The sequence below is a fragment of the Thermosipho melanesiensis BI429 genome (genome assembly GCF_000016905.1).
GTDB classification, from domain to species: domain Bacteria; phylum Thermotogota; class Thermotogae; order Thermotogales; family Fervidobacteriaceae; genus Thermosipho; species Thermosipho melanesiensis.
On sequence record NC_009616.1, the window covers coordinates 543660 to 555952 of the forward strand.

General features: G+C 29.7%; 9 protein-coding genes. 5 read left to right on the top strand and 4 right to left on the bottom strand.

What is annotated here, in order from left to right:
* The first annotated feature begins 2 nt into the window (after nt 1-2).
* The 5 genes from rffA to TMEL_RS09905 are packed head-to-tail and all read left to right on the top strand — an operon-like array spanning nt 3 to nt 6543.
* Nucleotides 3-1142 (top strand): dTDP-4-amino-4,6-dideoxygalactose transaminase, encoded by a 1140-nt coding sequence (gene rffA / locus TMEL_RS02655; RefSeq protein ID WP_012056737.1) that lies wholly within the window; start codon nt 3-5, stop codon nt 1140-1142.
* A 3-nt stretch (nt 1143-1145) separates the two neighbouring features.
* On the top strand, nt 1146-1802 hold the full coding sequence (locus TMEL_RS02660; RefSeq protein ID WP_012056738.1) for a formyltransferase family protein: 657 nt from the start codon (nt 1146-1148) through the stop codon (nt 1800-1802).
* Between the two features lie 17 nt (nt 1803-1819).
* A complete protein-coding gene (gene rfbA, locus TMEL_RS02665; protein ID WP_012056739.1) occupies nt 1820-2692 on the top strand; it encodes a glucose-1-phosphate thymidylyltransferase RfbA in 873 nt (290 codons plus the stop codon).
* Nucleotides 2693-2705: 13 nt separating this feature from the next.
* Nucleotides 2706-3725, top strand: coding sequence for a dTDP-glucose 4,6-dehydratase (gene rfbB / locus TMEL_RS02670; protein ID WP_012056740.1), 1020 nt, complete (start codon nt 2706-2708; stop codon nt 3723-3725).
* A gap of 43 nt (nt 3726-3768) precedes the next feature.
* Nucleotides 3769-6543: a glycosyltransferase gene (locus tag TMEL_RS09905; RefSeq protein ID WP_012056741.1), complete on the top strand. Its 2775-nt coding sequence runs from the start codon at nt 3769-3771 to the stop codon at nt 6541-6543.
* A gap of 42 nt (nt 6544-6585) precedes the next feature.
* Here the strand turns inward: TMEL_RS09905 and TMEL_RS02680 are convergent, their stop codons facing one another.
* The 4 genes from TMEL_RS02680 to dnaB form a co-directional block, all read right to left on the bottom strand.
* Nucleotides 6586-7746, bottom strand: a complete 1161-nt coding sequence (locus TMEL_RS02680) for a flagellin N-terminal helical domain-containing protein (RefSeq protein ID WP_012056742.1) — start codon at nt 7744-7746, stop codon at nt 6586-6588.
* A 78-nt stretch (nt 7747-7824) separates the two neighbouring features.
* The gene (locus TMEL_RS02685) at nt 7825-10398 is read right to left on the bottom strand and encodes a glycosyltransferase (protein ID WP_012056743.1); all 2574 of its coding nucleotides are present in this window, start codon (nt 10396-10398) and stop codon (nt 7825-7827) included.
* Between the two features lie 4 nt (nt 10399-10402).
* Complete coding sequence (gene coaD / locus TMEL_RS02690) at nt 10403-10882, bottom strand: pantetheine-phosphate adenylyltransferase (RefSeq protein WP_012056744.1); 480 nt, start codon at nt 10880-10882, stop codon at nt 10403-10405.
* A gap of 3 nt (nt 10883-10885) precedes the next feature.
* Nucleotides 10886-12223 carry a replicative DNA helicase gene (gene dnaB / locus TMEL_RS02695; RefSeq protein WP_012056745.1) on the bottom strand — a complete coding sequence of 446 codons (1338 nt, stop codon included), beginning with the start codon at nt 12221-12223 and terminating at the stop codon, nt 10886-10888.
* Nucleotides 12224-12293 lie beyond the last annotated feature (70 nt).

Consider the following 12293-nt stretch of genomic DNA (forward strand, 5'->3'; position numbering starts at 1 on the left):
TTTTGGTTTTTTTTAACAAAATCTTTTACAATGATAAGGAATTGAGGTATATAAAAGAAGCAATTGAAAGCTCAAAAATAAGTGGGGATGGGCTCTTTTCAAAAAAGGTGCAAAATTTGCTAGAAAAAAAGTTTAAAGCAAAGAAAATTTTGCTTGTTACTTCAGCAAGTGCTGCTTTGGATATGGCAGCAATATTAATTAATTTAGAGTTAGATGATGAAGTAATAATGCCTTCTTTTACCTTCGTTTCAACAGCAAACTCTGTTTTGTTAAGGGGAGCTAAACCTGTGTTTGTTGATATAGAATCAGAAAATTTAAATATTGATGTTGATAGTATAGAAGAAAAAATAAATTCTAAAACAAAAGCCATAATTCCTGTACATTATGCAGGACATTCTTGTGATATGGATAAGTTAGTTCAAATTGCCAAAAAACATAATTTGAGAGTAATAGAAGATGCCGCTCAAAGTGTAAATGCTAAATACAAAGATAAATTTTTAGGGACCATTGGAGATATAGGATGTTATAGTTTCCATGAAACAAAAAACTACACTTGTGGTGAAGGAGGAGCTTTAGTTCTAAATAATGAGTTTTTTTTCGAAAGAGCAGAAATTGTTAGAGAGAAGGGTACCAATAGAAGTAAATTTTTTAGAGGGGAAATCGATAAATACACTTGGATTGATGTAGGTTCAAGTTTTGTTCTTTCAGATATATTAGCTGCCTTTTTGTTAGCCCAACTTGAAAGAATGGATGAAGTTTTAAATAGAAGAAAAGAAATATATAATACGTATTATGAAGGCTTAAAGAATCTCGAAAAAAGAGGAGTTTTAAAATTGCCAAAGATACCACATTACTCTTCTTCAAATTACCACATTTTTTATATATTACTAAATACCGAAAAACAAAGAGATAAATTAATGAATTTTTTAAAAAAACGTGAAATTCAAGCTCTTTTTCATTATATACCTCTGCATGAATCACCGATGGGAAAAAAGTTGGGATATAAGAAGGGTGATTTACCCGTTACCGAAAAAATAAGTAGAACAATATTAAGACTACCTTTGCATTTAAGGCTTTCAAAAGATGAAATTTATTATATTATCGATTCAATTTACGAGTTTTTTACTAGTACTAGGAGGTAAGATATGAAACTTTGCTTTCTTGTTAGTGGGAATGGAGGAAATTTGAAATTTTTTCATTTAGCTTTAAAAGAAAAAAAAATAAATAATATCAATTTATTTGCTATAGGCTATAAAAATTGTAAAGCTCTAGAATATTGTAAAGAACAAAATTTGAAATTTAAATTAATTAACTATGCCAGAACTTATAACAAGGAGTTAGTTGAAGCACTAGAAAACTTTGATTGTGACTATATTGTTACAACTTGGCATAAGGTTATTGATGCTACAACTGTAAATTTATTTAAGGGTAAGTTGATAAATTTGCACTATTCCCTCCTACCTGCATTTAAAGGAACAATTGGTACACAAGCAATAAATGAAGGTTTTTATAAATTAAATACACAATATTTTGGAGCAACTGTTCATTTCGTCGACGAATTTGTAGACAACGGAAAGATAATCTCTCAAGCCATTGTTAAAAGAAAAAATAATATAAATAAAATAATAAATCTTGTGTTTAGAAGAGGATGCATGATTTTGTTAAATAGTCTTATAATCCTGAGCCAAAAAAACAATATTATTAAAAGTGATTATAATGAAAAACTTTGGTATTCGCCATCTTTGTTATTTAATGACGAAATATTTGATGAAACATTCTGGAAAAAACTCTCTTTGTTATAGTTTTAGAGGTGAAAATTATGAAAGGAATAGTTTTGGCAGGTGGTTCTGGGCTAAGATTATACCCTATTACCAGGGGAATTAGTAAACATTTAATACCAATATATGACAAGCCTTTGATATTCTACCCTTTATCAACACTTATGCTGGCTGGCATAAAGGATATTTTGATAATCTCAAATCCTGAATATATTGATTTATACAAGAATTTACTTGGAACAGGGGAAAATTTAGGTATAAAATTAGATTATTTAATACAAGATTCTCCACATGGTATTGCTGAAGCTTTTATAATAGGGGAAAATTTTATAAAAGATGATAAAGTAGCTTTAATTTTGGGAGATAATTTATTTTACGGTCAAGGTTTTTCCAAAGTATTAAAAAAAGCAAAAAGTTTGGAAGAAGGAGCTTTAGTGTTCGCTTATTATGTTAAAGATCCATCAAGATTTGGAGTTGTTGAATTTGATGAAAATTATAACGTAATAAGTTTAGAAGAAAAACCAAAATTTCCGAAATCGAATTATGCCGTTCCTGGTTTGTATTTTTATGATAATGAGGTTATTGACATTGCTAAAAATATTAAACCTTCATTTAGAGGAGAATTAGAAATTACAGATGTCAACAAAGAATATTTAAAACGTAATAAATTAAAGGTTCAGGTTCTAGGAAGAGGTTTTGCATGGCTTGATACAGGTACACCTGAAGGATTATTAGAAGCATCAAATTTTGTTGCTACTATACAAAAAAGACAAGGATTATATATAGCATGCTTGGAAGAAATTGCTTTTAGAAATGGGTGGATAGAAAGAAGTGATTTATTAAGAATGGGAAAAGTTTTAAAAAACACCGATTATGGAAAATATTTAATTTCGTTGGCCAATAGTAATTTATAAATAGGAGGTAATAATGACATTATTAGTCACAGGTTGTGCAGGATTTATAGGGAGTAATTTTGTATATTACTACCTTGAAAAATACAAAGATAGAAAAATAGTAGGACTTGACAAACTTACTTATGCAGGAAATCTTGAAAACCTTGGAAAATTAACAGTTGAGCAAAGAAAAAGATTTAAGTTTATAAAAGGCGATATAAACAACAAAGAATTGTTGGAATACATATTTGAAGAATATGAAATAGATGGAGTAATAAATTTTGCAGCAGAAAGTCATGTTGATAGGTCAATATATGATCCACAGATATTTTTAAAGACAAATATACTTGGGACACAGACACTTCTTGATGTAGCAAAAAAATATTGGTATAGAGATGGAAAATGGAAAGAAGGAAAGAAATTTTTACAAGTATCAACAGATGAAGTATATGGTTCACTTGGGCCAACAGGTTACTTTACAGAGAAGACACCACTTGACCCGCACAGTCCATATTCAGCAAGCAAAGCATCAGCAGATTTAATTGTAAAAGCATACCATGATACATATAAAATGCCAATAAACATAACAAGATGTTCGAATAACTATGGGCCATATCAATTTCCAGAGAAATTGATACCATTAATGATATGGAACACGTTAAATCACAAAGAACTTCCAGTATATGGAGATGGGAGACAAATAAGAGACTGGTTGTATGTAAAAGACCATTGTAGAGCAATAGACATGGTATATGAGAAAGGGAAAGTTGGAGAAGTATATAACATAGGAGGGCATAATGAAAAAGAAAACATATACATAGTAAAAAAGATAATAGAGATATTAAGGAAAAAAACAGGAGATAAAGAGATAAACGAAGGATTGATAAGACATGTCAAAGACAGGCCAGGGCATGATAGAAGGTATGGAATAGATCCAACAAAGATAAAAGAGGAACTTGGATGGGAACCAGAAATAATGTTTGATGAAGGGATAGAGCTGACAATAGAATGGTATTTAGAAAATATAGACTGGATGAAAAAGGTTATAAAATGAACATTTAAATATTTAAGAAAAAAGGAAAAGAGGAGGACTTTTTATGAATTTGAAATGGTATGAAGAGTTGAAAAATAAAAGTAAAACTGAGAAGTTAAATTTAGTATTAGATTTCTATTATAATGGAAAACATAATAAAGCTTTATATATATTAAAAAATATGTTGAAAGATGAACCATACGACTTAGATGTTCTTTTCAATCTAGCTAATATATACTACAGAAAAAAAAATTGGAAAAAGTTAAAAAAAGTAGCACTGAAATATTATAAAAAAGATAAAAACAATTGGGCTATCAATGATATGTTAGCAGATTTATGGTTAGTAGAGGGAGATTTTGATAAAGCTATTCTTTCTTTAGAAGCTGCTTTGAAAAATGCTCCATCAGAGTATCTTAAAAACCTGAAAGAAAAACTAGAGATATTTAAATACAAAATAAAAAATGCTAAAAACAAGAAGAAAATAGCATTCATTTGTTTAGATGGTTTAGATAATTTTATAGATGATATTATTGTAGCCTTATCAGATGAGTATTGGAGTAGAAAATTTGTTATAAGTGATAAGTTAGAAATATATAAAGCCATAGACTGGGGAGATATAATATGGTTTGAGTGGGCAAACAACGTTGCTATTTTAGGAAGCAATTTTGAGGGATTATCAAACAAACCAGCAATTATCAGATTACATAGTTATGAGGCTTTAGGAGATTATCCAAAAAAAATTAATTGGAAAAATATAGATAAATTAATATTTGTATCAGAACATATTAAAGATATTCTAAAAATTCACATTCCAAATATAGAAAATATTGTTGATATTGATATTATAAACAATGGAATAAATTTAGAAAACACAAAATTTTCTGAAAAAAATAAAGGTTTTAATATTGGTGTAGTAGCAAATATATCTCATAAAAAAAACCCATCGATGATGCTACAAATAATAAAAAAACTTGTTGAAATCGATTCTAAGTATAAATTGCATATAGCTGGTGAGCATTTAGAATTAAGATATATGATATATTTCCAACATATGATAAAAGAAATGGGTTTAGAAAATAACATTATTTTTTATGGGTTTATAGAGGATATCAATGAGTGGTTGGAAGATAAGAATTATATACTATCTACAAGCATTCATGAAGGCCACCCACTTAACATTATTGAAAGTATGGCAATGGGTATTAAACCTGTGATACATAATTATTTTGGTAGTAAAAAGCAATGGCCTAACGAATTGATTTTCAATACAATTGACGAAGCCGTTGATATAATTCTAGAAGAAGACTATGATTCAAGAAAGTATAGAACTTTCGTTGAGAAAAATTATGATTTTAAAAAGGAAATTTTAAGAATAAAAAATTTGATAAACACTTTGAATAAAGAAAGGAAAAATATAAAGGTTATTCAAAAAAAACTTATTAGTAGACCGGATTATTTAAAAAACAATGAATATCTTCTAAATTATTATTTAAATAAAAACGAGATAGAGAAGTATATAAAACTTGTTGAATATCTATTAATTAACGGAAAGTTAGAATTAAAAAATAAAATTGATTATTTTTTGAGAAATTTATATTATAGAATGGAAAGTTATTCCAGATTTGAGTATTTGTCAGAAGAACCTTTCAAATATTTGGAGAATATAGGTTGGGAATATTTCGATAAATTCTATAAAGTATATTTTAATAATACAAAAACAAAAAATAATGATAAAGATAAAATACACTTTTTATATATATTAAATGGATTAGATTATTTTCAAATTTTATTTAGATTTGTTTTTGAAAGCATAGTTAATAGTCCAAGAGAAAATATAGAATACCATGTTTTGAGTTTATTGGATGAAAAGTCTTTTAACAATGCTGATTTTGCAAGAAAAATACTAGAAAAGCACAAAATTGATTACTTTATACCAGAACCAACTGAAAAAATGGAATACCGCTTAAAGCAGTATTATGAATATATCTCAAAGATTAATCCAGATATTGCGTTTTTCCATTCTTTTTATTTTTCACCATATGGAATATTAATATATCCATTATTGAAACAAACAGCAAAATTAATAGGGAGACACATAACTCAGGATATTGAACCATATTTTGATAAAAAATTGGATTTTGTTTATACAGGTTTAAATGAGCCAAATATTCCAACAAAAAATATATTCTTTAGATTACCACCTGTAGATTCGAATATTATTAATAAAAATTTAGATATTAAAAAACAATTGAAAATTCCTCGAAAAAACAAAGTGATAATTTCAATAGGTAGGCCTATAAAATATAAAAACAAAAAATATTGGGAGGTAATAAAAAAACTTGCAGATGAAATAGAAGATATTACGTTTGTATTCTTTGGTCCAAAATATGATAATTATTTTAAAGAATTAATTCCGAAATCATACATTGAAAGCGGGAAAATAGCATTATTAGGTCCAGATTTAAATGCAAGATCTTATTTAAAAAGTTGCGATTATTATATAAACTCTGCCCCTAATGGTGGAGGAATATCGTTTAATGAAGCATATTATGCGGAATTACCTATAATAACATTCATTAAAGATCTTGATCCCAGAAAAAAAACAATTGAAACACGAGTAAACTATCTGCCGGCAATGTTTTATCATGACGCATTCAAAATTTTTCCACATTTGGGCGATTATCATGGATTTTATGAATTTGCAAAAAGAATAATCATGGATGAAGAATTTAAAAATTTTATACAATCAAAACGAAAAATTGATAAAAATTATTTAGAATATAAAAATTTTGTTCAGGAATTTGAAGATTATATTTTAAAGCTATTAAGATTAAAATAGGTTGCATTAAATTAATAAAGTGGGCCGTTTTGGCCCACTTTATTATCTCAAGAGTTGTAATACATTTTGTGGTTGCGCATTAGCCTGTGCAAGCATCCCCATACTGCTTTGTAAGAGTATTTGCTGCTTTGTAAACTCCATCATCTCTTTTGCCATGTCTGCATCTCTTACACGGCTTTCTGCTGCTGTCAAGTTCTCTGCCGCTACTCCTAAGTTCGATATTGTGTGTTCCAACCTGTTTTGTACCGCACCAAGTGCTGCCCTTTGTGAACTTACTTTGTGAATCGCTGCGTCTACTACCATTATTGCCCTTTCTGCCGCATCTTGTGTCGTTACATCAAGTGATGTTGTTGTTATTCCTAATGCCCCTGCACTCATATCATCTATTCCTGTAAGCATATTATGTCCTTCGTTTGAACCTATTTGGAATATCAATTGATTTGCCGCTGTATTTATCGCTTCAACCCTTGCTACCGCACTATCTACTACTTCTCCACTTGGTAATGCCCCTCCAAAATCGGCAAAATTAACATCAAAAACCGTAGTATCCCAAGTAATACTTACTCCACCAATTGTCGCTTCCCCATTTGTATAAGTTGTTGTTACACTGTTCGATCCACCTGCTGTAAAGAGAGTAACTTTTACTTCTAAAGTTGTATCTGTATTAAACTGACCAACTTCTACTATATATGTCCCTTCTGTTACTGTTCCTGCTGCTGATGCATTTATAGCTATATTACCACCTGTAACCACCTTAATATCTTCCGTTGACCTGAAGCTTTCGAGTTTACCATCAAGCAATTTTTTGGTATTAAATTCTGTTGTTCTTGCAATTCTGTCAATTTCTTCTCTTAATTGGTCAAGTTCTGCTTGAATTTGATTCCTATCAACATCTGTATTTGTGTCTGAGGATGCTTGAACTGCTAATTCTCTCATTCTTTGTAAAATAGAATGTACTTCTGTTAACGCCCCTTCTGCTGTTTGAATCAATGAAATAGCATCTTGTGAGTTCTTTATTGCCATGTTAATACCCTTAATTTGTCCTCTCATCTTTTCACTTATTGCAAGACCCGCTGCATCGTCTCCTGCTCTATTAATCCTAAGACCTGAAGAAAGTCTTTCTAATGTCTTTGACATGGACATGTTTGTTTGTCCTATACTTCTCCACGCATTTAATGCACTTATGTTATGATTTATCCTCATACCTTACCCACCTCCGTGTGTGTTTTTTTATGTCCAAGGCACTCCGCAATTATATTATCGGATTGTTTTAGAAAAATTTTAATATCTTTCAAAAATTATTGTTCTAAAGTAATTCTGTGGAACAATTTCAACTACTCTATATCCTAAAAATTCAAAATCTTTTATTATTTGACTTGTTGTTTTAATTATACGAATTTCAGGGTTATACCATACTATATCATCTTTATCTTCAAAATCAGGTTGAAGATAAATAAATGCACCTTTTTCAACATTTGATGGTATAGTCAAATCTGGATATTGGTTTAAAAAAGTAATCCCAAATATTGTAGTACTTTCTTCATCTTCTAATATAGAAAACTCATCTAAAAGACTTTTTGGAACCTTTTCATCCAAAAACCTAATTTTTTTGTCTTTCAATCTAGTAATAATCTCAGTTAAATAATCTTTATCTATATCAAATGGCCAATTCTTAACTGATTTTTTCCTTCTTTCTTTTGCAATTTTTATTGATTCATTTGTGGGATACGGATATGCATAAAGGAATTTTTTAGATTTTTTCCACATTCTAATGGGATTAATTACTCCAAAACCAGAAAATCTCTCAGATATATTTTTACACCAAACTATTTCATCTGTTTCACTTCCAAAATTTGGATTGGAATTTAAATACAATCCATCATATTCATATTTTCCAAATGAAAGATCTCCTATTTTTGGATTTTCCTCACAGGCTTTCACGTGAAGTAAATAAGCCCTTTTGTAATTTCCTTTTTCTTCAAATATTTTTGCAAACCTATAGTAATAAAACGGAAAATCTTTTATATTCTGAATATTGGATAGTAATCTTTCTTTTCTTTTTAAATTTTCTGTATTCAATGCTGCAACGTACTTGGCATAATCAGAATCTGATATTAAATTTAAATAGGAAAGCTCCTTTTTCTCTGCTTTCATTTCATAAATAAGTTCTTTTAACTTACCATAGTAATTTAAAAGCTCTTCAAAAGTTCCATCAATCTCTTTATCAAGTTTTGTTTTTAAGTCGTCTAAAACCGGCTTTATAAACACTGAAATAAATTGGTTTAATTCTATGGCTTTCTTGTAAGATGATATTGCTGCATTGAAATTTCCTAACTTTAAATAAGTATCACCTATTAAAGATAATATTATTCCTCGATTCTCCCCTTCGAATTTTTTTCTTAAATTTGCAAGGATTTTAAGAAGCCTTTCTTTATTTTCAGAAAAATGTTTGAATAAAAACAAAACCTCTTTTATGGAGTTTATATCTTCTTCTAAATCTTTAAAGGCAAAATCTATTAGATAATCTTTGTTTTCATTCAATCTTTTCATAACAAACTTTTGAAAACGTGTTTCTACGAAATCTTCTATTCCCTCTATAACTATCTTATTATCTAAAAATAGATATATTACATTCCAAATATCAATTTTAATGTTATTTTCTTTCATATAATCTAATAAAAACTCAACCGTTGATTTTATATCCTTAAGAAACTTAATATCATCAACTTCACTTAAATGTTTAAATATTGTTTTAAGGAATTTCTTAATATTTTCACCTGTTTTAGGGGCAATTTTACACACATTTTTGATGTGATATTTGAAATCTTCCGCATTTCTTTTTAGAATACTATACTTTGCCATAATCGTATGTGCTGCAGCTTTATATTTAAACCCTACTACAGTCCATTCAAATTTTTCAGGATTTTTTTCCGCATATTCGAGCTTTTCTAAAAATTGTTTTGCATATTTATATTGATTTTCCAAATCTTCTTTTTTCTCATACAAAGCCATTAAACCAAAGTATGGATCAGGATAATCCGGTGAAACATTTATAGCTCTTTCAAAAATCATTTGCGAAAATTCAAAAAGACCTTTATTTAAAATATCTAAACCAAATAAAAAGAGAAATTCCAAACCAATTGCAGGAATTTTTTGTATTTTGTTTATTTCGTTTAACGTTTTTAAACCAACTTCGTGCTTTCGGTGTTTGTATTTTGATATTGATTCAGTTTTGTAAAGCTGCACAAGATAGTAAATTCTTTCAATAGGATTTATATTTTTATTTTCAAGATGTCTTAATATTAAATTTCTTGTTCTGTTATACTTTTTCTCTCGTAACTTTCTTGTCCAAATATAACCATAATGATAAATAGTAAATGGAGCGTGTACCACTTCCCCTTTGTATACCGCTTGGTTATGTACAATGTTCTTATATTTTACCGTACCATTTCTAAAAACCCGAGGCGTAGTGGCAATTTCTGTTTTTTTCAAATCCCAATCTAAGTAACTTAGTGTAGGAAGATATACCGTATTAATTTCCTCAGGAAGATTTTGCAGAAATCTTCTTATACCTTTAAAATCTTCTTTTACTTCTTCATCAGCATCTAGAATTATTACCCATTCACAAGTGGGGTACCTTAACGAATTGTTTCTTGCCTCTGAAAAATCTCCTTTCCATGGGTGAAAATATAGTTTATCAGTATACTCTTTAACTATTTTTGGAGTTTTATCTGTGGAGCCTGTGTCAACAACAACAATTTCATCTACTATATCTTTTATACTTTCTAACAATCTCCTTATGTTATGTTCCTCATTCTTAACTATCATAGCAACAGATAAAAGACATTTCCCCATATTTTCACACTCCGTTTACTTTCTTACGTAATTTTCTTTCTACGCTTTTTGGTACCCATCTTGATATATCTCCACCAAAATATGCCACTTCTTTTACCAAACTTGACGATATAAAAGAATATTTTTTATCTGTCATCAAAAAAACTGTATCAACATTAGGACACATTTCTTTATTAGCCATAGCCATTTGTAGTTCATACTCAAAATCCGTAACTGCCCTTAGACCTCTTATTATAACGTCTATTTTGTGCATTTTTAAATAATCTATAAGAAGACCTCTAAAATAGTCTATTTTTACATTTTTAATATTTTCTGTACATTCCTCTATCATTTTTATCCTTTCCTCAAGTGTGAAAGTATAATTTTTTCTTTTATTTTCCATAACTACCACATAAACTTCTGAAAATATCTTTGTTGCACGTTTTATAATATCCAAATGACCGTATGTTATTGGATCAAAAGATCCAGGATAAATTGCTTTCATATTTTAACCTCCATGTGCTAAATCTATGTTGTAAAATGCGGTGTATTTTGGATCAAAAGAAAGTTTTACAGTACCTATTGGTCCATTTCTTTGTTTTCCTATTAAAACCTCTGTAATATGAGGTTCCGTTGTTTTTTCTTTTTTGTAATATTCTTCCCTGTACAAAAATAGCACCATATCCGCATCCTGCTCAATTGAACCTGACTCTCTTAAATCACTTAATCTCGGTCTTTTATCTTCCCTTTGCTCTACTGCACGAGACAGCTGTGATAATGCAACTATCACTATATTTAATTCCCTTGCAAGAAGCTTTAAAGAACGGGAAATTTCAGATATTTCTTGTTGTCTATTTTCCCTATACGATTTTGTACTCATTAATTGCAAATAATCAACAAATATAACCTCAACTCCGTACTCCTTTTTCATCCTCCTTGCTTTTGCCCTCAATGACCTTGGATCAAGATTAGCTTCATCATCTACTATTATATTCGCTTTGTATAACCTATCTGTTGCAACTAAAAGCCTTTGCCACTCCTCGTCTGAAATATTTCCCCTCCTGATTTTCTGTAATTCAATGAATGCTTCCATGCCCAACAATCTTTGAGCAAGTTGCTCTTTGCTCATTTCCAAACTAAAAATACCCACAGGTATATTTGCCTCAATTGCCATGTTCCTGGCAATATTAAGTGCAAAAGCAGTTTTTCCAACACTTGGCCGTGCAGCTAGGATAATAAGGTCTGATTTATGAAAACCTGATGTCATCTCGTCCAATATTGTATATCCAGTCGGAATTCCTGTAACTGGCTTTAAAGTTCCAGATTTGTTCTTTTCTCTCAAACTTTCAATGTTTTCAAAAACTTGGTGCAGAATGGTATTCATTGGAAGGTATGTTTTGGAGGTTTTAGATTCCGCAATTTCAAAAATTAACCTTTCTGCATCGTCTAAAATATCATCTACATCTCTATCGGAAGTTGCATCTTCCACTACTTTAGAAGCCGCTGATATCAAAGCTCTTAAAATTGATTTATCTCGCACTATTTGTGCATAAGTTTCAACATGTGCGGAAGTAGGAACAATATCAGCAAGTTGTGCTACATAGAGTTCCCCACCGACAAATTCAAGCTTTCCTTTTGTTCTTAACCTATCACAAATTGATATCAAATCAATGGGAATGCCCTCATCATAAAGCTCTTCTATGACCTTGAATATTTCAACATTTTTTGGATCATAAAAATCCCTGGAAGATACTATGGGAACTATCGCTTCCACTGTTTCTGGATTTATTAAAATACTTCCAATCACAGCTCGTTCGGCCTCTATATTGTGCGGAGAATTTCTCATATAATTCCTCCCTTTTAAGATTATACCACAAAAACAAAGCCCCAGATGTAATATCTGGGGCCTATTTCTT

Excerpts from the sequence above, each read along its gene's own strand:
- TMEL_RS02660 (WP_012056738.1), top strand. The coding sequence starts at position 1,146 with ATGAAACTTTGCTTTCTTGTTAGTGGGAATGGAGGAAATTTGAAATTT.
- rfbA (WP_012056739.1), top strand. The coding sequence starts at position 1,820 with ATGAAAGGAATAGTTTTGGCAGGTGGTTCTGGGCTAAGATTATACCCT.
- rfbB (WP_012056740.1), top strand. The coding sequence starts at position 2,706 with ATGACATTATTAGTCACAGGTTGTGCAGGATTTATAGGGAGTAATTTT.
- TMEL_RS09905 (WP_012056741.1), top strand. The coding sequence starts at position 3,769 with ATGAATTTGAAATGGTATGAAGAGTTGAAAAATAAAAGTAAAACTGAG.
- TMEL_RS02680 (WP_012056742.1), bottom strand. The coding sequence starts at position 7,746 with ATGAGGATAAATCATAACATAAGTGCATTAAATGCGTGGAGAAGTATA.
- TMEL_RS02685 (WP_012056743.1), bottom strand. The coding sequence starts at position 10,398 with ATGGGGAAATGTCTTTTATCTGTTGCTATGATAGTTAAGAATGAGGAA.
- coaD (WP_012056744.1), bottom strand. The coding sequence starts at position 10,882 with ATGAAAGCAATTTATCCTGGATCTTTTGATCCAATAACATACGGTCAT.
- dnaB (WP_012056745.1), bottom strand. The coding sequence starts at position 12,223 with ATGAGAAATTCTCCGCACAATATAGAGGCCGAACGAGCTGTGATTGGA.